The organism is Klebsiella sp. V115_8, from assembly GCF_029967715.1.
GTDB classification, from domain to species: domain Bacteria; phylum Pseudomonadota; class Gammaproteobacteria; order Enterobacterales; family Enterobacteriaceae; genus Klebsiella; species Klebsiella quasipneumoniae.
Genome location: NZ_JASCAR010000038.1, coordinates 71,303 through 96,957, shown reverse-complemented (window position 1 = coordinate 96,957; position 25,655 = coordinate 71,303). Strand labels below are relative to the sequence as shown.

Sequence of the window (25,655 nt, the reverse complement as noted above, 5' to 3'; positions counted from 1 at the left end):
CCACCCGGCATTGTTCAGGAACCCAATCTCAATGTCATCATCCCGTCCGGTATTCCGCTCGCGCTGGCTGCCCTATGTCCTGGTCGCGCCGCAGCTGATTATCACGCTGATTTTCTTTATCTGGCCCGCGGGCGAAGCGCTGTGGTATTCGCTGCAGAGCGTCGATCCGTTTGGCCTGTCCAGCCAGTTTGTCGGCCTGGATAACTTCGTGGCGCTGTTCCATGACCCGTACTATCTGGACTCGTTCTGGACCACTATCAAATTCAGCGCCCTGGTGACCGTCAGCGGCCTGCTTATTTCGCTCTTTTTCGCTGCGCTGGTCGACTACGTGGTGCGCGGCAGCCGCTTCTATCAGACCCTGATGCTGCTGCCGTATGCCGTGGCCCCCGCGGTGGCGGCGGTGCTGTGGATCTTCCTCTTTAACCCCGGGCGCGGGCTGATCACCCATTTCCTCGGCGAGCTGGGCTACGACTGGAACCACGCGCAGAACAGCGGCCAGGCGATGTTCCTGGTGGTCTTCGCCTCGGTATGGAAGCAGATAAGCTACAACTTCCTGTTTTTCTTCGCCGCGCTGCAGTCGATCCCGCGTTCGCTGGTTGAGGCTGCCGCTATCGACGGCGCCGGGCCAATCCGCCGCTTCTTCAGGCTGGCGCTGCCGCTGATTGCGCCGGTGAGTTTCTTCCTGCTGGTGGTCAACCTGGTTTACGCCTTCTTCGACACCTTCCCGGTGATCGATGCCGCCACCGCCGGCGGCCCGGTGCAGGCGACCACCACCCTGATTTACAAAATCTATCGCGAAGGTTTCGCCGGGCTCGATCTTTCCGCTTCCGCCGCGCAGTCGGTGGTGCTGATGTTCCTCGTCATTATCCTGACGGTGGTGCAGTTCCGTTACGTTGAAAGTAAGGTGCGTTACCAATGATTGAGAACCGTCGCGGGCTGACGATTTTCAGCCACACCATGCTGATTCTGGGCATCGCCGTCATTTTATTCCCGCTGTACGTCGCCTTCGTGGCGGCGACGCTGGATAACCAATCGGTGTTCGAAACGCCGATGACGCTGATCCCCGGCGGACATCTGCTGGAGAACATGAAGACCATCTGGGTGAACGGCGTTGGCGTCAACAGCGCGCCGTTCTGGCTGATGATGCTCAACAGTTTCATCATGGCGTTCGCCATTACGGTGGGCAAAATCGTCGTGTCGATGCTGTCGGCGTTCGCCATCGTCTGGTTCCGCTTTCCGCTGCGTAACCTGTTCTTCTGGATGATTTTTATCACGCTAATGCTGCCGGTCGAGGTGCGTATTTTCCCGACGGTGGAAGTGATCGCCAATCTCAACATGCTCGACAGCTACGCCGGGCTTACGCTGCCGCTAATGGCCTCGGCCACCGCCACCTTCCTGTTCCGCCAGTTCTTTATGACCCTGCCGGACGAGCTGATAGAAGCAGCGCGTATCGATGGCGCTTCGCCGATGCGCTTCTTTCGCGACATCGTGCTGCCGCTGTCGAAAACCAACCTCGCGGCGCTGTTCGTCATCACTTTTATCTACGGCTGGAACCAGTATCTGTGGCCGTTGCTGATTATTCAGGATGTGAATCTTGGCACCGCCGTCGCCGGCATCAAAGGCATGATCGCCACCGGCGAAGGCACTACCCAGTGGAATCAGGTGATGGCGGCGATGCTGCTGACCCTGATCCCGCCGGTTGTCATCGTTTTAGCCATGCAGCGCGCATTTGTGCGTGGCCTGGTCGATAGTGAGAAATAAAATGGCTGGTTTAAAACTACAGGCAGTAAGCAAAAGCTGGGATGGCAAAACCCAGGTGATTCAACCGCTGACGCTGGACGTGGCGGACGGGGAATTTATCGTCATGGTCGGCCCGTCGGGCTGCGGGAAATCAACGCTGCTGCGGATGGTCGCCGGACTGGAGCGGGTGACCAGCGGCGATATCTGGATCGACCGCAAGCGGGTCACCGAAATGGAGCCGAAGGATCGCGGCATCGCCATGGTGTTCCAGAACTATGCCCTTTATCCGCATATGAGCGTGGAAGAGAACATGGCGTGGGGGCTGAAGATCCGCGGCATGGGTAAGGGATTGATCGCCGAGCGGGTGCAGGAGGCGGCGCGTATTCTTGAGCTCGACGGCCTGCTCAAGCGCCGCCCGCGCGAGCTCTCCGGCGGTCAGCGCCAGCGCGTGGCGATGGGCCGCGCCATCGTGCGTGACCCGGCGGTATTCCTCTTCGACGAACCGTTGTCAAACCTCGACGCCAAGCTGCGCGTGCAGATGCGTCTTGAGCTGCAGCAGCTGCATCGCCGCCTGAAAACCACCTCGCTGTACGTTACCCATGACCAGGTGGAGGCGATGACCCTCGCCCAGCGGGTGATGGTGATGAATAAAGGCGTTGCCGAGCAGATCGGCACCCCGGTGGAAGTGTATGAGAAGCCGGCCAGCCGCTTTGTGGCGAGCTTTATCGGCAGCCCGGCCATGAACCTGCTGGAAGGGCGCATCAGCGATGACGGCGGTCGTTTTGAGCTAGCGGGCGGCATCCAGCTGCCGACGAATCATGAGCACCGGCGCCACGCCGGGCGTAAAATGACCCTCGGTATCCGCCCGGAGCATTTTATCTTAAGCTCGCAGGCGCAAGGCGGCATTCCGCTGCTGATGGACTCCCTGGAAATTTTAGGCGCCGATAACCTTGCCCACGGGCGCTGGGGCGAACAGAAGCTGGTGGTCAGACTGCCGCACCAGCAGCGCCCGGCGGCAGGCAGCACGCTATGGCTGCATCTGCCTTTGGAACATCTGCACCTCTTTGATGGTGAAACAGGACAACGCGCATGAGTAACTGGCCTTATCCCCGTATCGTCGCCCATCGCGGCGGCGGTAAACTGGCGCCGGAGAACACCCTGGCGGCTATCGACGTCGGCGCTCGCTACGGGCACACGATGATTGAATTTGACGCCAAGCTGTCAAAGGACGGGCAGATCTTTCTGCTGCATGACGATAATCTCGAACGCACCAGCAACGGCTGGGGCGTGGCGGGGGAGCTGCCATGGGACGATCTGCTGAAGGTGGATGCCGGTAGCTGGTTCAGCCGTGAATTTAAGGGCGAGCCGCTGCCGCTGCTCTCCCAGGTGGCGGAGCGCTGCCGCCGTCACGGCATGATGGCGAATATCGAAATTAAACCGACCACCGGCCTTGGGCCGCAGACCGGCAACGTGGTGGCCCTGGCGGCGCGGGAGCTGTGGGCGGGAATGACCGCGCCGCTGCTGTCGTCGTTTGAAATCGATGCCCTGGAAGCGGCGCAGGAAGCCGCCCCCGAGCTACCGCGTGGGCTGCTGCTGGATGAGTGGCGTGAGGACTGGCGGGAGTTGACCACCCGGCTGGGCTGCGTCTCCATTCACCTTAACCACAAGCTGCTGGACGCCGGGCGGGTGGCAAGCCTGAAACAGGCCGGCCTGCATATCCTGGTGTATACCGTTAACAAACCCCAGCGCGCCGCCGAGCTGCTGCGCTGGGGCGTAGACTGCATCTGCACCGATGCCATTGACGTCATCGGGCCCCATTTCCAGCCTTAATAACCGCTGCGCGGCGGCTGGCCTTTACGGGTTGGTCTGCCGCAGCATCCCTCCGTTATTGTTCGGCAGCACCTGCTGCGGCGGATTGAGATTCCCGCCCTGCGCCGCGCGCTGCTGATTGGTCTGCAGCTGGTTTTGCAAATGCTGCTGCTGGGAGCGAGTCTGATTGTTCAGATTCTGCTTCAGCATGCTCTGTTGCTGCTGTTGCTGAACCTTCATCTCATTTTGCATGCGCTGCTGGCTGGGGACCACGTAACCCGGCTGGTTGGGGTTGTTATCAATATTGATTGGCTGGGCTAAAACGCCGAGCGGCATCAGCGCCGCCAGAAATAACATCGCTTTCATGGTTTTCTCCTCCCGTGCGTGGGATCACTTAAGTGTACCTCGAATCCGCCATAACAATGATTTTTTAGGAGTTATCAACCAGGCTTAAGCGGGGAATGAAACCTACCTATCAGGAGTAAGACAATGATAAAAACAACAATCTGGCGTCAGGTGGTCATCGCTGCGTTGCTGGCGGGCGGTAGTTTTACCGTCGCCGCCAGTCCACCGCCGCCGCCGCCGGTCTCTTATGGCGTAGAGGAGGATGTATTCCACCCGGTGCGCGCCCGGCAGGGCATGGTGGCCTCGGTGGATGCGCTGGCCACCCGCGTCGGGGTGGATATTCTGCGCCAGGGCGGCAACGCTGTCGATGCGGCGGTGGCGGTTGGCTACGCGCTGGCGGTCACTCATCCGCAGGCGGGGAATATCGGCGGCGGCGGTTTTATGATGCTGCGGACGAAAGACGGCAAGACTACGGCGATCGATTTCCGCGAAATGGCGCCAGAGCAGGCCACCCGCGACATGTTCCTCGACGACCAGGGTAACCCGGACAGTAAAAAATCGCTCACCTCGCATCTGGCCTCCGGTACGCCGGGCAGCGTGGCGGGCTTCTCTCTTGCCCTGGAAAAATACGGCACCATGCCGCTGAACAAAGTGATCCGCCCGGCAATCAAGCTGGCGGAAGAGGGCTTTATTGTTAACGATGCGCTGGCGGACGATCTGAAGACCTACGGCAGCGAAGTGATCCCGCAGCACGAAAACAGTAAAGCGATCTTCTGGAAGAACGGCGAGCCGCTGAAGAAGGGCGACCGGCTGGTACAGAAGAACCTGGGGAAAAGCCTCGAGCTGATTGCCGAGCACGGTCCGGATGCCTTCTATAAAGGCGCTATTGCCGACCAGATCGCGGACGAGATGAAAAAGCACGGCGGGCTTATCACCAAAGCCGACCTCGCTAACTATAAGGCCGTGGAGCGCACGCCGATTAGCGGCGAATATCGCGGGTATGAGATCTACTCTATGCCGCCGCCCTCCTCCGGCGGGATCCACATCGTGCAGATCCTCAATATCCTCGAAAACTTCGATCTGCAGAAATATGGCTTTGGCAGCGCCGACGCTATGCAGGTGATGGCGGAGGCGGAGAAACACGCCTATGCCGACCGCTCTGAATATCTCGGCGACCCTGACTTCGTCAAAGTGCCGTGGCAGGCGCTGACCAGCAAAGCCTACGCCAAAGCGATTGCCGCCGAGATCGACGTCAATAAGGCGAAGCCTTCCAGCCAGATCCGCCCGGGCAAGCTGGCGCCCTATGAAAGCAACCAGACCACCCACTTCTCGGTGGTCGATAAAGACGGCAATGCGGTGGCGGTGACCTATACGTTGAATACCACCTTCGGCACCGGCATTGTGGCGGGGGACTCCGGCATTCTGCTGAATAACCAGATGGATGATTTCTCGGCGAAGCCCGGCGTACCTAACGTCTATGGCCTGGTGGGCGGCGACGCCAATGCGGTGGAGCCGAAAAAACGCCCGCTGTCGTCGATGTCGCCGACCATTGTGGTGAAAGACGGCAAAACCTGGCTGGTGACCGGCAGCCCGGGCGGCAGCCGGATCATCACCACTGTGCTGCAGATGGTGGTCAATACCATCGATTTCGGGATGAACGTCGCAGAAGCCACCAACGCCCCGCGCTTCCATCATCAATGGTTGCCGGATGAGCTGCGGGTGGAGAAAGGCTTTAGTCCGGATACCCTGAAGCTGCTGGAGGCGAAAGGGCAGAAAGTGGCGCTGAAAGAGGCGATGGGCAGCACTCAGAGCATTATGGTGGGGCCGGACGGGATGCTGTATGGCGCCTCCGACCCGCGTTCGCCGGATGATTTAACGGCGGGGTATTGATATGTTGCCCGGTGGCGCTGCTGCGCTTACCGGGCCAACCACTGCACGAACGCAGGTCGGGTAAGGCGAAGCCGCCACCCGGCAACATGCTACTTCATTCTCGCCATATAATATGCATCCACATATTCACCGTTGCGCAGCGCGTAACGCTTGCCTGTGCCTTCGATCTCAAATCCGTGTTTTTTGTACACCGCAATCGCCGGCTTGTTATCAGCGAACACCGTCAGCTCAATGCGGTCAACGCGCAGCCAGTTATCGCACAGGTCGATCATCTCGCGCATCAGCGCGCTGCCGATACCGCGCCCCTGATGGCCGGCGGCAACCGCCATGCCAAAGGTCGCCACGTGGCTGCGACGAGGGCGCGGTTCGACATGGAGCGACAGATGCCCGGTAACCCGATCGTCCAGCGTCGCCACCAGATGGAAGGTATGGGGTTTGGGCTGTAGCTTCTCCTGCCAGGCTTCCATGGCGGGGTAAGGGATCTGTAGCGTGTCATGATAGACCTCCGGGTGCGCCATCAGCATACGTAAAGGTTCAGCATCGCGCGGTTCGGCATGGCGTATCACTATGTCACTCATTCCCTTGTCCTCTTTTTGGTGGTTGATTCTCCTTCACCATCTCTGACGGCAGCCGGGGAGTCAATGCCGTTTTTTGCAAAAAAAAGATAGACAAGTGCGAATGAGAATGATTATTATTGTCCTGCATTCAGGAAGACCCTTGCGGAAAGCCTGAAAGCACGACATTGCTCACATTGCTTCCAGTATTACTTTAGCCAGCCGGGTGCTGGCTTTTTTTTTGCTGCAACCTCAGGCGCTTTGCGGCCTGGCGGACATCACGCCGTCTTCCGCAACCAGGCCGATGAGATGACTTTTGCTTTCCGCCGCGGCCAGCACCTCGGCGCTGCCGGTGAACTGGCCGCCCTTTTTAATCGCCAGCGAGCGATAGGCGAGGGTGCCATCCAGATTGCCGTGTTCCTCAATGGTGATGCTGTCGCCGCGGCACTGGCCCTGAACCCTGCCATCAATAATCAGCTCACGGCAGCTGATGTTGCCCTCGACCTGACCTTCACGCATCACCTTAATCAGATGTTCTTTCGCCTCGATGTTGCCGGTAAGCTGGCCGTGAATATAGACATGGCCGCTGGCGACAATATTGCCGACGAAATGCACCCCGCTGGCGATGACCGTAGTCTCTTGTTTTTTGCTGGCGACCGCCTGGGGTTCTGGGTTGTTTGCCGGAGGCGTGGCCACTTCTGACGTCTGAGGTTCCGTTTTATTTTTCTTAATAAACATCGCGTTAATTTTGTTCCGTTGGCTATGGAGGAGAAAGGCGACCAGTGCGCAGGCGGCCGCCAGGCGCGCCGGCACGATCGCATCGACAGACCAGGCGATCAGCGCGAGAAGCCAGAAAAAAAGGGCGCCGTTTAAGGCGAGATACTGTTTGTCCATCCGTAGCGGCTGGCTACTCCGTTAGTCATCAGCAACGTCCTGGTTTGCCCTCCACTTATCCGCAGTTTCGCCATTGAGATCAAGATATTTAACCGAAAAATGTCGATTTAATCTGTTGTTAATCAATGAGTTATTAATAATTGCGTATGGATGGTACGCGACCTATTTTTTTGACGAATCTTCACGGAAAACGGACTGAGAGGATGAAGTCATGTCCCGGCTTGCGCTATGGTTGAAGGTAGCTCATTAACTAAGGACAGCGTTATGACTCTGCACTGCGCATTTATTGGCTTCGGCAAAAGCACCACCCGCTACCATCTTCCTTACGTGTTACACCGCCAGGACCGCTGGCAGGTGGCGCACATCTATCGCCGTCGGGCGAAGCCCGAGGAGCAGGCGCCGCAGTATTCCCACATCCATTTCACCAGCGATCTCGATGAAGTATTAAACGACCCGCAGGTCAGGCTGGTGGTGGTCTGCACCCATGCCGACAGCCATTTTGACTATGCGAAAAAGGCGCTGGAGGCGGGGAAAAACGTGCTGGTGGAAAAGCCGTTCACCCCGACGCTGGAGGAAGCCAAGACCCTGTTTGCGCTGGCGAACAGCAAAGGCCTGACGGTGACGCCCTACCAGAACCGCCGCTTCGACTCCTGCTTCCTGACCACTAAAAAGGTGATTGAGAGCGGCAAACTTGGCGAACTGGTGGAGATCGAAAGCCATTTTGACAACTACCGTCCGCTGGCGGAGACCAACCCCGGCGGCCCGCAAAACGGCGAGTTCTATGGCCTTGGTGTGCATACCCTGGACCAGATTATTTCGCTGTTCGGCCGCCCGGACCATGTCGCTTACGATCTGCGCTCGCTGCGCAACAAAGCTAACCCGGATGATACCTTTGAGGCCCAGCTGTTCTACGGCGATCTGAAGGCCATCGTTAAGACCAGCCACCTGGTGCAGATCGACTACCCGAAATTCATCGTCCACGGCCATAAAGGCTCGTTTGTGAAATATGGTATCGACCAGCAGGAGACCAGCCTGAAAGCCAATATCATGCCGGGCGAGCCGGGCTTTGGCGCGGACGACAGCGTCGGCGAGCTGGTGTATGTCAACGAGGCGGGGGAGACGGTGCGCGAAGCGGTCCCGCTGGAGAGCGGCGACTATGGCCGGGTCTACGACGCGCTGTACGACACCCTCGTCAACGGCCAGCCAAATTACGTCAAGGAATCTGACGTTCTTACCAATATGGAGATCCTGCAGCGCGGCTTTGAGCAGCCCTCACCGGTCACCATTACTCTGGTGAAATAAGCCCAGTCGGCTCCTCTGCGCTTGTTCATATTTTTTGAACAGAGGAGTCAATTTTCACCCTCTATGATCGTCGGCGAAATGGGTCCACACTGACTCCATCGAAAACATATGGGGGTGCAACATGATCTACTTACGCAAAGCGAACGAACGTGGCCACGCTAACCATGGCTGGCTGGATTCCTGGCATACTTTCTCTTTCGCCAACTACTACGACCCGAACTTTATGGGCTTCTCCGCCCTGCGGGTGATTAACGACGACGTCATCGACGCCGGTCAGGGCTTCGGTACCCACCCACATAAAGATATGGAGATCCTGACCTATGTGCTGGAAGGGGCGGTGGAGCACCAGGACAGCATGGGCAACAAAGAGCAGGTGCCGGCGGGCGAGTTCCAGATCATGAGCGCGGGTACCGGGGTGCGTCACTCTGAGTACAACCCGAGCAAAACCGATCGTCTGCGTCTGTACCAGATCTGGATTATTCCGGAAGAAACCGGCATTACCCCGCGCTACGAGCAGCGCCGCTTCGACGCCGCCCAGGGCAAACAGCTGGTGCTGTCGCCGGATGCACGGGATGGCTCGCTGAAGGTCTATCAGGATATGGAGCTGTATCGCTGGGCGCTGCTGAAAGATGAGCAGTCGGTTCACCAGATTGCCGCGGAACGTCGCGTCTGGATCCAGGTCGTCAAAGGCGAAGTGACCATCAACGGTACCAAAGCCTCTACCAGCGATGGTCTGGCTATCTGGGACGAGCAGGCGATTTCGGTTCATGCCGACAGCGATAGCGAAATCCTGCTGTTCGATCTGCCGCCGGTTTGATCGTTATCTGAGGTCGTCTATACCCAAAATAATTCGAGTTGCAGAAAGGCGGCGACGCGGAGAATCCCCAGGAGCTTCGTTAAGTAAGTGACCAGGGGTGAGCGAGGAAAGCCAACGCGCATGCAACTCGAAGTATGATGGGTATAAATAAATTGCGTAGCCTTCCCTCATGTTAGGGAAGGTTGCGCTTTGTCCGTGATAAACTGAGAAAATGTTCCCCGTTGATCACAGTCAGGACGATGAAAAAGAAAAGACCCGTACTTCAGGATGTAGCCGATCTTGTCGGCGTGACCAAAATGACGGTCAGTCGCTATTTACGCAACCCGGAGCAGGTCTCCGAAGCGCTGCGTGGCAAGATTGCCGTTGCCCTCGATGAACTGGGTTATATTCCCAATCGCGCCCCTGACATTCTCTCCAACGCCACCAGCCGCGCCATTGGCGTGCTGCTGCCATCGTTAACCAACCAGGTGTTCTCGGAAGTGCTGCGCGGGATTGAAAGCGTCACTGACGCCTTCGGCTATCAAACCATGCTGGCGCACTACGGCTACAAGCCGGAAATGGAAGAGAAACGCCTCGAATCGATGCTCTCCTGGAACATTGACGGCCTGATCCTCACCGAACGCACCCATACGCCCCGCACCCTGAAGATGATTGAAGTCGCCGGCATTCCGGTGGTGGAGCTAATGGACAGCCAGTCACCGTGCCTTGATATCGCGGTCGGTTTCGATAACTTCGAAGCGGCGCGGCAGATGACGGCGGCGATTATCGCCCGCGGCCACCGCCACGTTGCTTATCTCGGCGCGCGTCTTGATGAACGTACTATCATCAAACAGAAGGGGTACGAGCAGGCGATGCTCGATGCGGGCATGACGCCCTACAGCGTGATGGTGGAGCAGTCCTCGTCCTATTCATCCGGGATTGAGCTGATGCGCCAGGCGCGCCGCGAATACCCGCAGCTTGACGGCATCTTTTGCACCAACGATGACCTCGCGGTCGGCGCGGCCTTTGAGTGCCAGCGCCTGGGGCTGAAGATCCCGGACGACATGGCGATAGCCGGTTTCCACGGCCACGATATCGGCCAGGTGATGGAGCCGCGGCTGGCCAGCGTCCTGACCCCGCGCGAGCGGATGGGGCGCATTGGCGCCGAACGTCTGCTGGCGCGCATTCGTGGCGAAGCGATTACCCCTAAGATGTTAGATTTAGGTTTCACATTGTCACCGGGCGGATCAATTTAAACTGACAAGTTTGAAGTAGATCACACATATTCACATCTGGCACGAATGGATATTGCTTCTCCACAGGTCCGGCATGACAATGTTACCGATAACAGTTACCCGTAACAATTAACCGATACGCCGCCTTCGCGCTCAATGAGTCAGCCCCGGCGCGGCGTACCTGTCCGGTGGGAGGATGCTTTGAGCACGACTAATCATGATCACCACGTCTACGTTCTGATGGGCGTTTCCGGCAGCGGGAAATCCGCTGTCGCCAGCGAAGTGGCGCATCAGCTGCATGCCGCGTTTCTCGACGGCGACTTTCTGCATCCGCGCAGCAATATCACCAAGATGGCCTCCGGTGAGCCGCTCAACGATGACGACCGTACCCCGTGGCTGCAGGCGCTAAATGACGCCGCGTTTGCCATGCAGCGTACCAATAAGGTGTCGCTGATCGTCTGTTCGGCGCTGAAGAAGAGCTATCGCGACATTCTGCGCAAGGGCAACCCGAACCTCTCCTTCATCTACCTGAAAGGCGACTTCGAGGTGATCGAAAACCGTCTGAAGGCGCGTAAAGGGCACTTCTTCAAAACCCAAATGTTGGTGACGCAGTTTGAAACGCTGCAGGAACCAGGCGCCGACGAGAGCGATGTGCTTATCGTCGATATCGACCAGCCGCTGGAAGGCGTGGTGGCCAGCACCATTGAGGTGATCAACAAAGGCAGTCACTAGTGAGTACTTTAACGCTTGTTTTAACAGCAGTCGGCTCGGTATTGCTGCTGCTGTTTTTAGTCATGAAGGCGCGGATGCACGCCTTCGTGGCTTTGATGGTGGTTTCTATTGGCGCAGGTCTCTTCTCCGGCATGCCGCTGGATAAAATCGCGGCGACGATGGAAAAGGGGATGGGCGGTACGCTGGGCTTCCTGGCGATCGTCGTCGCGCTGGGCGCGATGTTCGGGAAGATCCTGCATGAAACGGGGGCGGTCGATCAGATTGCCGTCAAGATGCTCAAATCCTTCGGCCACAATCGCGCGCACTATGCGATTGGTCTCGCCGGCCTCATCTGCGCGCTGCCGCTGTTTTTCGAAGTGGCGATCGTGCTACTGATCAGCGTCGCCTTCTCGATGGCGCGCCATACTGGCACTAACCTCGTGAAGCTGGTGATCCCGCTGTTTGCCGGGGTGGCCGCCGCCGCGGCGTTCCTGCTGCCGGGACCGGCGCCGATGCTGCTGGCGTCGCAAATGCACGCCGACTTTGGCTGGATGATCCTGATTGGCCTGTGCGCGGCCATTCCGGGAATGATTATCGCCGGGCCGCTGTGGGGCAACTTCATCAGCCGCTACGTTGAGCTGCATATTCCTGACGACGTGACGGAGCCGCATCTCGGCGAAGGCAAAATGCCCTCCTTCGGCTTCAGCCTGTCGCTGATCCTGCTGCCGCTGGTGCTGGTAGGCCTGAAAACCATCGCCGCGCGCTTTGTGCCGGTGGGGTCGACCGCTTACGAATGGTTTGAATTTATCGGTCACCCATTCACCGCGATCCTGGTAGCCTGCCTGGTGGCAATCTACGGCCTGGCGGTACGTCAGGGGATGGCGAAAGACCGGGTGATGGAGATCTGCGGTCATGCGCTGCAGCCGGCGGGCATTATCCTGCTGGTGATCGGGGCAGGCGGCGTCTTCAAGCAGGTGTTGGTTGACTCCGGCGTCGGCCCGGCGCTGGGTGAAGCGCTGACCGGTATGGGGCTGCCGATCGCCATTACCTGCTTCGTGCTGGCGGCGGCGGTGCGTATCATCCAGGGCTCCGCCACCGTGGCGTGCCTGACGGCGGTCGGCCTGGTGATGCCGGTGATTGAGCAGCTGAACTACAGCGGCGCGCAGATGGCGGCCTTGTCTATCTGTATCGCCGGCGGCTCGATTGTCGTGAGCCATGTGAACGACGCCGGCTTCTGGCTGTTCGGTAAATTTACCGGCGCCACCGAAGCCCAGACGCTGAAAACCTGGACGATGATGGAAACCATCCTCGGCACCACCGGGGCGATTGTCGGCATGATCGCCTTCCAGCTGCTGAGCTAAGTCTGTTCGCCACCCGCTCGCGGGTGGCCAAAAGCCAGGGTAACGCCGTTTACCCTGGCTTCCCGGCGATAAGCCGCGCTTTTTCCCTCTTTTCTCTTCCCGCTCCTCGCCCTTATTAGCGCTACGACGATGCTCGTATCCTTCGGCAAGCCTTGCTGCACCTGGGTTTGTTGCCTCTTTTTGGCAAGGGGAAAATCAGCGGATTTCGCGCTTAATCCATAATCAGGATCAATAAAATCGCGACGGAAAATGTTCCATTCCCTGGGTGATTTCCCCGATAATCATTGCGCTTTGACGACGACCAGCGACGGTGGACAATGTGCAGGATAAGTTGCTTTTCTGATTGTTCAGCAATCATTGATTAATTTCACTTGCGACTTTAGCTGCATTTTGTAAGGTGAGGGATAATCCAGTTGGAAACTGGTCAGGCACAAACAGCACACACCTCGCAGGAATACGTTATGAAAAATGTTGGTTTTATCGGCTGGCGCGGAATGGTCGGCTCTGTTCTCATGCAACGCATGGTTGAAGAGCGCGATTTCGACGCCATTCGCCCGGTGTTCTTCTCTACCTCCCAGCTGGGACAGCCAGCGCCGTCTTTCGGCGGTAGCACCGGTGGCACGCTCCAGGATGCGTTCGATCTGGACGCGCTGAAGGCACTGGACATTATTGTCACGTGCCAGGGCGGCGATTACACCAACGAGATTTACCCGAAGCTGCGCGAAAGCGGCTGGCAGGGTTACTGGATTGACGCCGCCTCTTCGCTGCGCATGAAGGACGATGCGATCATTATCCTCGACCCGGTTAACCAGGACGTGATCACCGCCGGCCTGAACAACGGCGTAAAAACCTTTGTCGGCGGCAACTGTACCGTCAGCCTGATGCTGATGTCCCTCGGCGGCCTGTTTGCCCAGGATCTGGTGGAGTGGGTCAGCGTGGCGACATACCAGGCGGCTTCCGGCGGCGGCGCGCGTCATATGCGCGAACTGCTGAGCCAGATGGGCCAGCTGCACAACCACGTCGCGGCAGAGCTGGCGGACCCGGCTTCCGCCATTCTGGATATCGAGCGCAAAGTGACGTCGCTGACCCGCAGCGGCGAGCTGCCGGTGGATAACTTCGGCGTACCGCTGGCGGGCAGCCTGATCCCGTGGATCGACAAACAGCTGGATAACGGCCAGAGCCGCGAAGAGTGGAAAGGCCAGGCGGAGACCAACAAGATCCTCGCCACCTCGTCCGTTATCCCGGTAGACGGCCTGTGCGTCCGCGTTGGCGCGCTGCGCTGCCACAGCCAGGCGTTCACCATCAAGCTGAAAAAAGATGTCTCTATCCCGACCGTTGAGGAGCTGCTGGCCGCGCACAACCCGTGGGCCAAAGTGGTACCGAACGATCGCGACATTACCATGCGCGAGCTGACCCCAGCCGCGGTGACTGGCACCCTGACCACCCCGGTAGGTCGCCTGCGTAAACTGAATATGGGGCCGGAGTATCTGTCGGCCTTTACCGTTGGCGACCAGCTGCTGTGGGGCGCCGCGGAGCCGCTGCGCCGGATGCTTCGCCAGCTGGCGTAAGCGCAGGATGAACAGAAAGGGGGTCTTCGAGCCCCCTTTTTTTTTGCGTAATACAAGGAGTAAACGCGGATGTTAGATTTTTCCCCACGGAGGTAACTCAGCCTTGGCTATGCTTTAAGTAAGGAATTCCTTACCTGAAGGTGGGACGGAGCAGAAGGATGCAGAAAGCGCTGCGCCGTTCAGGTCAAAAAAAGTCGCCAGTTACAGGAATGAGCGACACTTACAACAGGATGAAAGCATGTCTAATCATATCGATAGAGACGTGATTAATGCGCTAATCGCCGGTCATTTCGCGGACCCTTTTTCCGTGCTCGGCATGCACCGTACCGACGCCGGGCTGGAAGTGCGCGCATTATTACCCGATGCCACCGATGTGTGGGTTATTGAACCGAAAACCGGACGCAAAGTCGGCAAGCTCGAATGCCTCGACTCGCGTGGTTTCTTCAGCGGCGTTCTGCCGCGGCGTAAAAACGCCTTTCGCTATCAGCTGGCCGTCACCTGGCACGGGCAGCAGAATCTGATTGATGACCCTTATCGCTTTGGTCCGCTGCTGCAGGATCTTGACGTCTGGCTGCTGTCGGAAGGGACCCACCTACGCCCTTACGAAACGCTGGGCGCGCACGCCGCCACCATGGACGGCGTCACCGGCACCCGTTTCTCGGTATGGGCGCCGAACGCCCGTCGCGTCTCAGTGGTGGGGCAGTTTAACTACTGGGACGGCCGGCGCCACCCGATGCGATTCCGCAAAGAGTCCGGCATCTGGGAACTGTTCGTCCCCGGCGCGCACAATGGCCAGCTGTATAAATTCGAGCTGATTGACGCCCACGGCCATCTGCGGGTCAAAGCCGACCCTTACGCCTTTGAATCGCAAATGCGTCCGGAAAGCGCCTCGCTTATCTGCGACCTGCCGCCTAAAGTCGAACAGCCGGCGGACCGCAAAGCGGCGAACCAGTTCGATGCCCCTGTCTCTATCTATGAAGTGCATCTTGGCTCATGGCGTCGTCATACCGACAATAATTTCTGGCTGAGCTACCGCGAGCTGGCCGACCAGCTGGTGCCCTACGCGAAATGGATGGGCTTCACCCATCTCGAGCTGCTGCCGGTTAACGAGCACCCGTTCGACGGCAGCTGGGGCTATCAACCCACCGGCCTCTATGCGCCGACCCGCCGATTCGGCACCCGCGATGATTTCCGTTACTTTATCAACGCCGCGCACGCCGCCGGGCTAAACGTCATTCTGGACTGGGTGCCTGGCCACTTCCCGGCGGATGATTTTGCCCTTGCCTCTTTCGATGGCACCGCGCTGTATGAGCACAGCGATCCGCGCGAGGGGTATCACCAGGACTGGAATACCCTGATCTACAACTACGGACGCCGCGAAGTCAGCAACTTCCTGGTGGGAAATGCGCTGTACTGGATCGAACGCTTCGGCATCGATGCTCTGCGCGTCGACGCGGTGGCCTCGATGATCTATCGCGACTATAGCCGCAAGGCGGGGGAGTGGATCCCCAATGAATACGGCGGCCGGGAAAATCTGGAAGCCATTGAGTTTCTGCGCAACACCAACCGCATCCTTGGCGAACAGACGCCGGGCGCGGTCACCATGGCGGAAGAGTCCACCGATTTCGCCGGGGTAACCCGTCCGCCAGCCGGCGGGGGCCTCGGTTTCTGGTTCAAATGGAACCTCGGCTGGATGCACGACACCCTGGATTACATGAAACTCGATCCGGTGCACCGCCGCTTCCATCACGACAAAATGACCTTCGGCATGCTCTACAACTACACCGAGAACTTTGTGCTGCCGCTCTCCCACGATGAAGTGGTGCACGGCAAAAAATCGATTCTCGACCGCATGCCGGGGGACGCCTGGCAGAAGTTCGCCAACCTGCGCGCCTACTACGGCTGGCTGTTCGCCTTCCCGGGGAAAAAGCTGCTGTTTATGGGCAATGAGTTCGCCCAGGGCCGCGAGTGGAACCACGACGGCAGCCTCGACTGGCATCTGCTGGAGGGCGGCGACAACTGGCACCACGGCGTCCAGCGGCTGGTGCGCGACCTGAACCATACCTATCGCCACCATAAGGCGCTGCACGAGCTGGACTTTGACCCGTACGGCTTCGAATGGCTGGTGGTGGACGACCACGAGCGCTCAGTGTTTGTCTTTGTGCGCCGCGACCGGGCGGGGAACGAGATTATCGTCGCCAGCAACTTCACGCCGGTGCCGCGCCACGACTACCGCTTCGGCATCAACCAGCCGGGCCGCTGGCGCGAGGCGTTGAATACCGACTCAATGCACTATCACGGCAGCAACCAGGGCAACGGCGGGGTGGTGGAAAGCGATGCCATCCCCAGCCACGGTCGCGAACATTCGCTGTCCCTGACCCTGCCGCCGCTGGCGACGATCTGGCTGGTCCGGGAGGCGCAATGACCAACCTCGCGGCAGGCAAGCCTGCGCCGTTGGGCGCCAGCTATGACGGCAAGGGGGTGAACTTCGCCCTCTTCTCCGCCCACGCGGAGCGGGTGGAGCTGTGCGTGTTCGACGAGCAGGGCAACGAGCAACGCTTCGATCTCCCGGCGCGCAGCGGCGACATCTGGCACGGCTGGCTGGCTGCCGTCGGGCCGGGCCTGCGCTACGGCTACCGGGTGCATGGCCCCTGGGATCCGGCGCAGGGACACCGCTTTAACCCGGCCAAGCTGCTGCTCGATCCCTGCGCTCATCGGGTTGAGGGCGATCTGCCGGACGACGAGCGCCTGCACGGCGGAATGTGGCAGCCGGATCATCGCGATAGCGCCGCGATAGCGCCAAAATCGCAGGTAGTGGATCTGCGTTACGACTGGCTGGGCGATAAACCGCCGCGTACCCCATGGGGGGAAACGGTGATTTATGAAGCGCACGTGAAAGGGCTCACCCTGCTTAATCCGCAGCTGCCGGAAGCCATTCGCGGAACGTATAAGGCGCTGGGCCACCCGGTGATGATCGCTTACTTCAAATCGCTGGGCATCAGCGCCCTTGAACTGTTGCCGGTGGCGCAGTTCGCCAGCGAGCCGCGACTGCAGCGGATGGGGTTGAGCAACTACTGGGGCTACAACCCGCTGGCCTGGTTCGCGCTGGATCCGCGCTATGCCAGCGACCCGACGCGCGCCCTGGATGAGTTTCGCGATGCGGTTAAGGCGCTACATGCCGCCGGTATCGAGGTGATTCTGGATATCGTGCTCAACCATAGCGCGGAAATCGATCTTGAAGGTCCCACCGTCTCCCTGCGCGGAATCGACAACCGTAGCTATTATTGGGTAAGGGAAGATGGCGATTATCACAACTGGACCGGGTGCGGGAATACGCTCAATCTCAGCCACCCGGGGGTAGTGGAACTGGCGCGCCAGTGTTTGCGCTTCTGGGTGGATGAGTGCCATGTCGACGGTTTTCGCTTCGATCTCGCCTCAGTGATGGGACGGACGCCGGAATTCCGCCAGGATGCGCCGCTGTTCGAGGCTATCCGCCACGACAGCGTGCTGTCGCAGGTGAAACTGATCGCCGAACCCTGGGATATCGGCCCGGGGGGCTACCAGGTGGGCAATTTTCCCCCGCTGTTCGCTGAGTGGAACGACCATTTTCGCGATAGCGCCCGCCGCTTCTGGCTGCAGCAAAACGTCTCCCTGGGGGATTTCGCGCAACGCTTCGCGGCCTCCAGCGATCTCTTTGCCCGTGATGGCAAGCCGCCATCGGCGACGGTCAATCTGGTGACGGCCCACGATGGCTTCACGCTGCGCGACTGCGTTTGTTTCAATCAGAAACACAATGAGGCGAACGGGGAGGAGAATCGCGATGGGACTAACAATAACTACAGCAACAATCATGGTATAGAAGGATTAGAAGCTAATTTTGCGGTGATTGAACGGCGACGCGCCAGCGTGCATGCGCTGCTGACGACGCTGCTGCTGGCTCAGGGGACGCCGATGCTGCTGGCGGGCGATGAGCAGGGTCACAGCCAGCACGGCAACAATAATGCCTACTGTCAGGACAACGCCCTGACCTGGCTCGACTGGCGCCAGGCGAACCCGGGATTAACCGCCTTTACCGCGGCGCTGATCCACCTGCGCCGGCGCATTCCGGCGCTCACCCGCAACCGCTGGTGGCAGGAGGGGGATGGCAGCGTCCGCTGGCTTAATCGCCATGCCCAGCCGCTGACTGCCGGGGAGTGGCAGCAGGGGGCAGCGTGTATGCAGATCCAGTTGTCGGATCGCTGGCTGCTCACGCTGAACGCCACCGCAGAGGTGGTCGATATGGTTTTACCCGAGGGGGAATGGCGCGCCGTTCCTCCATTCGCCGGAGAGGATAATCCGGTCATCATGGCTGTCTGGCATGGGCCCGCGCACGGAGTGTGCGTATTTCAAAGGTCGTAAGCCCTGAAGCTTCCGGTTGAACCCGTGGCGGCGGCGCGGCGGGATGAGCAGGAAAGCGGGGGTGTAAAAAGGAGTTAATCATGGTTAGGCTTGAAAAAAACGATCCGCTGATGCTGGCGCGTCAATTACCTATCAAATCCGTGGCGTTGATCCTTGCGGGCGGCCGTGGCACCCGGCTTAAGGATCTCACCATTAAGCGTGCGAAACCTGCCGTTCACTTCGGCGGCAAGTTCCGTATTATCGATTTCGCATTATCTAACTGCATTAACTCAGGGATCCGCCGCATCGGCGTTATTACCCAGTATCAGTCGCATACGCTGGTGCAGCACATCCAGCGCGGCTGGTCGTTCTTCAGCGAAGAGATGAACGAGTTTGTCGATCTGCTGCCGGCCCAACAGCGCGTACACGGCGAAAACTGGTATCGCGGCACGGCGGACGCGGTGACGCAGAACCTGGACATCATCAGCCGCTACAAGGCCGAGTACGTGGTGATCCTCGCGGGCGACCATATTTATAAGCAGGACTACTCGCGCATGCTGATCGACCATGTCGAAAAAGGGGCGCGTTGCACCGTGGCCTGCATGCCGGTGCCCATTGAAGAGGCATCCGCCTTCGGCGTCATGGCGGTCGACGAAAACGAAAAAATCATTGAGTTTGTCGAGAAACCCGCCAACCCGCCGGCGATGCCGACCGACCCGACCAAATCGCTGGCCAGCATGGGCATTTATGTCTTCGACGCCGCCTATCTTTATGAGCTGCTGGAGGAAGACGATCGCAACGAGAACTCCAGCCATGATTTCGGCAAAGACATCATTCCGAAGATCACCGAAGCTGGCATGGCTTATGCACATCCTTTCCCGCTCTCCTGCGTGCAGTCCGACCCGAACGCCGAGCCGTACTGGCGCGACGTGGGGACGCTTGAGGCCTACTGGAAGGCCAACCTCGATCTGGCGTCAGTCACGCCGGAGCTGGATATGTACGACCAGAACTGGCCGATCCGTACCCATATGGAATCGCTGCCGCCGGCGAAGTTCGTGCAGGACCGTTCCGGAAGCCACGGCATGACCCTGAACTCGCTGGTCTCCGGGGGCTGCATTATCTCCGGGTCGGTGGTGGTGCAGTCGGTGCTGTTCCCGCGCGTGCGGGTGAACTCATTCTGTAACATTGATTCGGCAGTCTTGTTGCCAGATGTCTGGGTGGGGCGCTCATGCCGCCTGCGTCGCTGCGTGATTGACCGCGCCTGCGTCATCCCGGAAGGTATGGTGATTGGTGAGAACGCGGAAGAGGATGCACGCCGCTTCTATCGCTCAGAGGAAGGTATCGTGCTGGTGACCCGCGACATGCTGCGGAAATTGGGGCACAAACAGGAGCGCTAATGCAGGTCTTACATGTATGTTCTGAGATGTTCCCGCTGTTAAAGACGGGCGGTCTGGCGGACGTCATCGGCGCGCTGCCGGCGGCGCAAATCGCGGAGGGTATCGATACGCGCGTGCTGTTGCCGGCGTTTCCCGATATCCGCCGCGGCGTGGTGGATGCCCAGGTGGTGACCCGCCGGGATACGTTCGCCGGGCGGATCACGCTGCTGTACGGCCACTTTAACGGCGTGGGGATCTATCTGATAGACGCCCCGCATCTCTATGACCGGCCGGGGAGCCCTTACCACGATACCAACCAGCACGCTTATACCGACAACGTTCTGCGCTTTGCGCTGCTGGGCTGGGTGGGAAGCGAAATGGCCAGCGGACTGGATCCGTTCTGGCGCCCGGATGTGGTCCATGCCCACGACTGGCACGCCGGCCTGACGCCGGCCTACCTGGCGGCGCGCGGGCGTCCGGCTAAATCGGTCTTTACCGTGCACAACCTGGCGTACCAGGGGATGTTTTACTCCTGGCATATGAATGATATCGAGCTGCCGTGGTCGTTTTACAACATGCATGGCCTCGAGTTTAATGGCCAGATCTCGTTTCTGAAGGCCGGCCTTTACTACGCCGACCATATTACGGCGGTGAGCCCGACCTACGCGCGCGAGATCACCGAGCCGCAGTACGCCTACGGCATGGAGGGGCTGCTGCGTCAGCGCCATCATGAAGGGCGGCTGTCGGGAATTCTCAACGGCGTTGACGACGGTATCTGGAGCCCGCAAAACGACCTCCTGCTGCCGATGCGCTACGATCGCGACACGCTGGAGGAGAAGGCGGAGAACAAGCGTCAGCTGCAGATCGCCATGGGCCTGAAGGTCGATGATAAAGCGCCGCTGTTTGCCGTCGTCAGCCGTCTCACCAGCCAGAAAGGGCTCGATCTGGTGCTTGAAGCGCTGCCGGGCCTGCTTGAGCAGGGCGGCCAGCTGGCGCTGCTGGGCGCCGGCGACCCGGTGCTGCAGGAAGGGTTCCTCGCCGCCGCTGCCGAACACCCGGGCAAGGTGGGGGTGCAGATTGGCTATCATGAGGCCTTCTCCCACCGCATTATGGGGGGCGCCGACGTCATTCTGGTCCCGAGCCGCTTTGAACCCTGCGGCCTGACCCAGCTGTACGGTCTGAAGTACGGTACGCTGCCGCTGGTGCGCCGCACCGGCGGGCTGGCGGACACGGTCTCTGACAGTTCGCTGGAGAACCTTGCCGATGGTCTGGCGACAGGTTTTGTCTTTGAGGACAGCAATGCGCTGTCATTGCTGCGCGCTATACGTCGCGCCTTTGTCCTCTGGTCGCGCCCATCGCTCTGGCGCTATGTGCAGCGTCAGGCGATGAATATGGATTTTAGCTGGCAGGTTGCCGCGAACTCCTATCGCGAACTTTATCAACGCTTGATGTAATCACTGGAGTCATTGTTATGAATGTACCCTTTAGCTATGCATCACCGACGCTGAGCGTTGAGGCGTTAAAACATTCTATTGCCTATAAGCTGATGTTTATCATCGGTAAAGATCCGGCCATCGCCAACAAGCATGAATGGCTTAACGCCACGCTGTTTGCCGTTCGCGATCGCATGGTGGAGCGCTGGCTGCGCTCCAACCGCGCGCAGCTCTCGCAGGAAGTGCGCCAGGTATACTATCTGTCGATGGAGTTCCTGATCGGCCGTACCCTCTCGAATGCCCTGTTGTCGCTCGGCATCTATGACGATGTGAGCAGCGCGCTGGCGGAGATGGGGCTCGATCTTGAAGAGCTGATCGATGAAGAGAACGACCCGGGGCTTGGCAACGGCGGTCTGGGCCGCCTGGCGGCCTGCTTCCTTGACTCCCTGGCGGCGCTGGGGCTGCCGGGACGTGGCTACGGGATCCGCTACGACTACGGGATGTTTAAACAGAATATCGTCGATGGCCGACAAAAAGAGTCCCCTGACTACTGGCTGGAGTACGGTAACCCGTGGGAGTTTGAGCGCCACAACACCCGCTATAAAGTGCGCTTCGGCGGCCGCATTCAGCAGGAGGGGAAGAAAACCCGCTGGATAGAGACGGAAGAGATCATTGCCGAAGCCTACGATCAGATTATCCCCGGCTTTGACACCGACGCCACCAACACGCTGCGTCTGTGGAGCGCGCAGGCCAGTAGCGAAATTAACCTCGGTAAGTTCAACCAGGGCGACTACTTCGCCGCGGTAGAGGATAAGAACCACTCCGAAAACGTCTCCCGCGTCCTCTATCCGGACGACTCGACCTACTCCGGCCGCGAGCTGCGCCTGCGCCAGGAGTATTTCCTCGTCTCGGCCACGGTGCAGGATATTCTGAACCGCCACTATCTGTTGCATAAGACCTATGACAACCTGGCGGACAAGATAGCCATCCACCTGAATGACACCCACCCGGTGCTGTCGATACCGGAGCTGATGCGCCTGCTTATCGACGAGCATAAATTCAGCTGGGACGAGGCGTTCGAGGTGACCTGTCAGGTCTTCTCCTATACCAACCATACCCTGATGAGCGAAGCGCTCGAGACCTGGCCGGTGGATATGCTGGGCAAAATTCTCCCGCGCCATCTGCAGATTATCTTTGAGATTAACGACTACTTCCTCAAGACCCTGCAGGAGCAGTATCCCAACGATACCGCGCTGCTCAGCCGGACCTCGATTATCGACGAGTCAAACGGCCGTCGCGTGCGGATGGCCTGGCTGGCGGTGGTGGTCAGCCACAAGGTCAATGGGGTGTCGGAGCTACATTCCCGATTGATGGTGGAGTCGCTGTTTGCCGAATTCGCCAAAATTTTCCCGATGCGCTTTATCAACGTGACCAACGGCGTCACGCCGCGCCGCTGGCTGGCGCTGGCCAACCCGCCGCTCTCCAAAGTGCTGGATGAGCATATCGGCCGCACCTGGCGGACCGATCTGAGCCAGCTTGACGAGCTGAAGCAGCATATCGACTATCCGACGGTCAATCAGGCAGTGCGTCAGGCTAAACTGGAAAACAAACAGCGGCTGGCCAGCTATATTGCGCAGCAGCTTAATGTGGTGGTGAATCCGAAGGCGCTGTTTGATGTGCAGATCAAACGCATTCACGAGTACAAACGCCAGCTGATGAATGTGCTGCACGTCATTACCCGCTATAACCGGATCAAAGCCGATCCGCAGGCGGAGTGGGTGCCGCGGGTGAACATTTTCGCCGGTAAGGCGGCTTCAGCCTACTACATGGCCAAGCATATTATTCACCTGATCAACGATGTGGCGGCGGTGATCAATAACGATCCGCAGATTGGCGACAAGCTGAAGGTCGTTTTTATCCCCAACTACAGCGTCAGCCTGGCGCAGCTGATCATTCCGGCGGCAGACCTGTCGGAACAGATCTCGCTCGCAGGCACGGAAGCCTCCGGCACCAGTAATATGAAGTTTGCCCTTAACGGCGCGCTGACGATCGGCACCCTCGACGGGGCGAACGTGGAGATGCAGGAGCACGTGGGCGAAGAGAATATCTTTATCTTCGGCAACACCGCGGAAGAGGTGGAGGAGCTGCGTCGCAGCGGCTATAAACCTCGCGAATATTACGAGCAGGATGAAGAGCTTCACCAGGCGCTGACGCAGATCGGTACCGGCGTTTTCAGTCCGGCGGAACCGGGGCGCTACCGCGACCTGCTGGATTCGCTGATTAACTTTGGCGACCACTACCAGGTGCTGGCGGACTATCGTAGCTATGTGGACTGCCAGGATCGCGTCGACGAGCTGTATCAACATCCGGAAGAGTGGGCCTACAAGGCGATGCTGAATATTGCCAATATGGGCTACTTCTCTTCCGACCGGACGATCCAGGAGTACGCGAAATATATCTGGCATATCGACCCGGTAAGGCTGTAAGCCAGTCAACGCAACACAACGGGGCCATTTGGCCCCGTTGTTTCATTATTGCGGTTGGATCCGGCCTCAGGCGTTTCCCCAGGCCCGCGCAGCCGGGCGCGTTAAGACGCTAACGACAGCTCAGACTTTCCCGCATGCTGCGCCAGCCATTCGCTGATGCGCGCCTGCTGCTCGCCATTCAGCCACATGCCCTGTTTGGTTCGACGCCAGATGGCGTCATCCAGGCTGCGCACCCATTCATGCTCAACCAGATACTTCAGCTCGGCTTCATAAAACTCATGGCCGAAATCTTCCCCCAGATCGCTCAGGGCGCTGGCTTCCTTGAGGATCCACTCGCTGTTGCTCCCGTAGGTGCGGGCATAATGGCGGGCCAGTGATTCACTGATGAACGGGAAGCGACGGCGCAGTTTTGCCGCGTAGTCGTCGCGGTCGCCGCCGATATCGCCGCCTGGGAGCACCGCGGTTTTGGTCCATGCCGGGCCGATCCCTTTGTAATAGGGGGTCAGTTTTTCCAGCGCATGCTCGGCCAGTTTGCGATAGGTGGTCAGCTTCCCGCCGAAGACGGAGAGCAGCGGCGCCTGGCCGTTCTCATCGTGAATATCCAGCGTGTAGTCGCGGGTGATCGCCTGCGGTGAATCCGACTCGTCGTCGCACAGCGGACGGACGCCGGAGTAGGTCCAGACGATATCATCCCGGCTGAGGGTCTTTTTAAAGTGCGCGTTATAGACGTTCAGCAGGTAATTAATCTCTTTATCATCAATGGCCACCGCTTTCGGATCGCCCTTATACTCGACGTCCGTCGTGCCGATGATGGAGAACTCATCCATCCACGGGATAACAAACACAATACGTTTATCTTCGTTTTGCAGAATGTAGGCCTGCTTCTGGGTATGCACCCGCGGCACCACGATGTGGCTGCCCTTGATCAGGCGGATACCGTAAGGCGAGCGGAGATGCATCCCTTCGTCGAAGAACTGTTTGACCCATGGACCGGTGGCATTGACCAGACCGCGCGCCTTCCAGGTAAACTTCTCGCCGCTATCGATATCTTCCGCTTCCACCACCCACAGGCCGTTCTCCCGTTTTGCCGAGATGGCGCGAGTGCGGGTCCGCACCTCGCCGCCTTTGCGGACGACCATCTGCGCGTTGGCCAGCACCAGGCGGGCATCGTCGACCCAGCAGTCGGAATATTCGAAACCGCGCACAATTTCCGGCTTAAGTACCGATTCTGCGCCAAAACGCAAGCCGGTGGATCCCGGCAGACTGGTGCGTTTGCCCAGATGATCGTACATAAACAAGCCGATGCGGATCATCCATGCCGGACGCAGATGCGGGCGATGCGGGAGACGAAAGCGCATCGGGAAGGCGATATGCGGGGCCATTTTTAACAGCACTTCGCGTTCGGCCAGCGCTTCGCTGACCAGGCGGAACTCATAGTGTTCGAGGTAGCGTAGCCCGCCGTGGATCAGTTTGGAACTGGCGCTGGAGGTGGCGCAGGCGAGATCGCGCGCTTCCAGCATCAGTACGGATAAACCACGCCCGGCGGCATCTGCCGCGATACCGGCACCGTTGATGCCTCCGCCTATCACAATCAGATCTTTGGTTTCCACGTTCTTACCCTCTCACACTTTCGTTTAAGCTCACAAATGCTCGATATCGCTCACTATAGCAAACAAACGCGCTTTTGGTAACATCAAAAAAACATTTTGGAGTGATGGGTGTAACATATTGGCGTTTCTTTACCGCCTGACGGTACACTACAGGGTAAAATTGGGCCG

Annotated in this window: 20 protein-coding genes and 1 pseudogene; 16 read left to right on the top strand and 5 right to left on the bottom strand. The window is 59.0% G+C overall.

Annotated elements, in window-relative coordinates; translation table 11 throughout:
• The first annotated feature begins 31 nt into the window (after window positions 1–31).
• The 4 genes from ugpA to ugpQ are packed head-to-tail and all read left to right on the top strand — an operon-like array spanning window position 32 to window position 3,570.
• On the top strand, window positions 32–919 hold the full coding sequence (gene ugpA / locus QLG03_RS17745; RefSeq protein WP_032454247.1) for a sn-glycerol-3-phosphate ABC transporter permease UgpA: 888 nt from the start codon (window positions 32–34) through the stop codon (window positions 917–919).
• Window positions 916–1,761, top strand: coding sequence for a sn-glycerol-3-phosphate ABC transporter permease UgpE (gene ugpE / locus QLG03_RS17740; RefSeq protein ID WP_008806976.1), 846 nt, complete (start codon window positions 916–918; stop codon window positions 1,759–1,761). The genes ugpA and ugpE overlap by 4 nt, the downstream gene beginning before the upstream one ends.
• Before the next feature lies 1 nt (window position 1,762).
• Window positions 1,763–2,833 (top strand): sn-glycerol-3-phosphate import ATP-binding protein UgpC, encoded by a 1,071-nt coding sequence (locus QLG03_RS17735; RefSeq protein ID WP_023291224.1) that lies wholly within the window; start codon window positions 1,763–1,765, stop codon window positions 2,831–2,833.
• On the top strand, window positions 2,830–3,570 hold the full coding sequence (gene ugpQ, locus QLG03_RS17730; RefSeq protein ID WP_023291223.1) for a glycerophosphodiester phosphodiesterase: 741 nt from the start codon (window positions 2,830–2,832) through the stop codon (window positions 3,568–3,570). The genes QLG03_RS17735 and ugpQ overlap by 4 nt, the downstream gene beginning before the upstream one ends.
• Before the next feature lie 24 nt (window positions 3,571–3,594).
• On the opposite strand, the gene QLG03_RS17725 is transcribed toward ugpQ, so the two are convergent.
• Window positions 3,595–3,915, bottom strand: a complete 321-nt coding sequence (locus tag QLG03_RS17725) for a DUF2756 family protein (RefSeq protein ID WP_023291222.1) — start codon at window positions 3,913–3,915, stop codon at window positions 3,595–3,597.
• Between the two features lie 123 nt (window positions 3,916–4,038).
• On the opposite strand from QLG03_RS17725, the gene ggt reads away from it, so the two are divergent.
• Window positions 4,039–5,784, top strand: a complete 1,746-nt coding sequence (gene ggt, locus QLG03_RS17720) for a gamma-glutamyltransferase (RefSeq protein ID WP_023291221.1) — start codon at window positions 4,039–4,041, stop codon at window positions 5,782–5,784.
• 89 nt (window positions 5,785–5,873) lie between these two features.
• On the opposite strand, the gene yhhY is transcribed toward ggt, so the two are convergent.
• Both yhhY and QLG03_RS17710 read right to left on the bottom strand, forming a co-directional pair.
• Window positions 5,874–6,350: an N-acetyltransferase gene (gene yhhY, locus QLG03_RS17715; RefSeq protein ID WP_072096665.1), complete on the bottom strand. Its 477-nt coding sequence runs from the start codon at window positions 6,348–6,350 to the stop codon at window positions 5,874–5,876.
• A 240-nt stretch (window positions 6,351–6,590) separates the two neighbouring features.
• A complete protein-coding gene (locus QLG03_RS17710) occupies window positions 6,591–7,232 on the bottom strand; it encodes a polymer-forming cytoskeletal protein (protein WP_255989228.1) in 642 nt (213 codons plus the stop codon).
• Window positions 7,233–7,496: 264 nt separating this feature from the next.
• Here QLG03_RS17710 and QLG03_RS17705 point away from each other — a divergent pair, with 264 nt between their 5' ends.
• The 5 genes from QLG03_RS17705 to gntU all read left to right on the top strand — a co-directional run bounded on the left by QLG03_RS17705 (window position 7,497) and on the right by gntU (window position 12,637).
• A complete protein-coding gene (locus tag QLG03_RS17705; protein WP_255989226.1) occupies window positions 7,497–8,534 on the top strand; it encodes an oxidoreductase in 1,038 nt (345 codons plus the stop codon).
• A 121-nt stretch (window positions 8,535–8,655) separates the two neighbouring features.
• The gene (locus QLG03_RS17700; RefSeq protein WP_040237620.1) at window positions 8,656–9,351 is read left to right on the top strand and encodes a pirin family protein; all 696 of its coding nucleotides are present in this window, start codon (window positions 8,656–8,658) and stop codon (window positions 9,349–9,351) included.
• Between the two features lie 239 nt (window positions 9,352–9,590).
• Window positions 9,591–10,586, top strand: coding sequence for a gluconate operon transcriptional repressor GntR (gene gntR, locus QLG03_RS17695; protein ID WP_023291217.1), 996 nt, complete (start codon window positions 9,591–9,593; stop codon window positions 10,584–10,586).
• Window positions 10,587–10,766: 180 nt separating this feature from the next.
• Window positions 10,767–11,297, top strand: coding sequence for a gluconokinase (gene gntK / locus QLG03_RS17690; protein WP_004202126.1), 531 nt, complete (start codon window positions 10,767–10,769; stop codon window positions 11,295–11,297).
• Complete coding sequence (gntU, locus tag QLG03_RS17685) at window positions 11,297–12,637, top strand: gluconate transporter (protein WP_004202127.1); 1,341 nt, start codon at window positions 11,297–11,299, stop codon at window positions 12,635–12,637. Before gntK ends, gntU begins: the two co-directional genes overlap by 1 nt.
• Here gntU and QLG03_RS17680 read toward each other — a convergent pair.
• A pseudogene (locus QLG03_RS17680) lies at window positions 12,634–12,995 on the bottom strand (hypothetical protein). The gene gntU and the pseudogene QLG03_RS17680 sit on opposite strands and share 4 nt — an antisense overlap.
• Before the next feature lie 103 nt (window positions 12,996–13,098).
• Here QLG03_RS17680 and asd point away from each other — a divergent pair.
• The 6 genes from asd (at window position 13,099) to glgP (ending at window position 23,877) form a co-directional block, all read left to right on the top strand.
• Entirely contained in the window at window positions 13,099–14,205 is a 1,107-nt protein-coding gene (gene asd, locus QLG03_RS17675) for an aspartate-semialdehyde dehydrogenase (protein WP_023291215.1), read from the top strand.
• 238 nt (window positions 14,206–14,443) lie between these two features.
• Entirely contained in the window at window positions 14,444–16,630 is a 2,187-nt protein-coding gene (gene glgB, locus QLG03_RS17670) for a 1,4-alpha-glucan branching enzyme (RefSeq protein WP_023291214.1), read from the top strand.
• Complete coding sequence (gene glgX / locus QLG03_RS17665; protein WP_048335467.1) at window positions 16,627–18,603, top strand: glycogen debranching protein GlgX; 1,977 nt, start codon at window positions 16,627–16,629, stop codon at window positions 18,601–18,603. The genes glgB and glgX overlap by 4 nt, the downstream gene beginning before the upstream one ends.
• Window positions 18,604–18,683: 80 nt before the next feature.
• Window positions 18,684–19,979, top strand: coding sequence for a glucose-1-phosphate adenylyltransferase (gene glgC, locus QLG03_RS17660; protein WP_002920566.1), 1,296 nt, complete (start codon window positions 18,684–18,686; stop codon window positions 19,977–19,979).
• On the top strand, window positions 19,979–21,412 hold the full coding sequence (gene glgA, locus QLG03_RS17655; protein WP_004202133.1) for a glycogen synthase GlgA: 1,434 nt from the start codon (window positions 19,979–19,981) through the stop codon (window positions 21,410–21,412). Before glgC ends, glgA begins: the two co-directional genes overlap by 1 nt.
• 17 nt (window positions 21,413–21,429) lie before the next feature.
• Window positions 21,430–23,877 (top strand): glycogen phosphorylase, encoded by a 2,448-nt coding sequence (glgP, locus tag QLG03_RS17650; RefSeq protein ID WP_023291212.1) that lies wholly within the window; start codon window positions 21,430–21,432, stop codon window positions 23,875–23,877.
• A 101-nt stretch (window positions 23,878–23,978) separates the two neighbouring features.
• Here glgP and glpD read toward each other — a convergent pair whose 3' ends face one another.
• Window positions 23,979–25,487, bottom strand: a complete 1,509-nt coding sequence (glpD, locus tag QLG03_RS17645; protein ID WP_004202136.1) for a glycerol-3-phosphate dehydrogenase — start codon at window positions 25,485–25,487, stop codon at window positions 23,979–23,981.
• Window positions 25,488–25,655 lie beyond the last annotated feature (168 nt).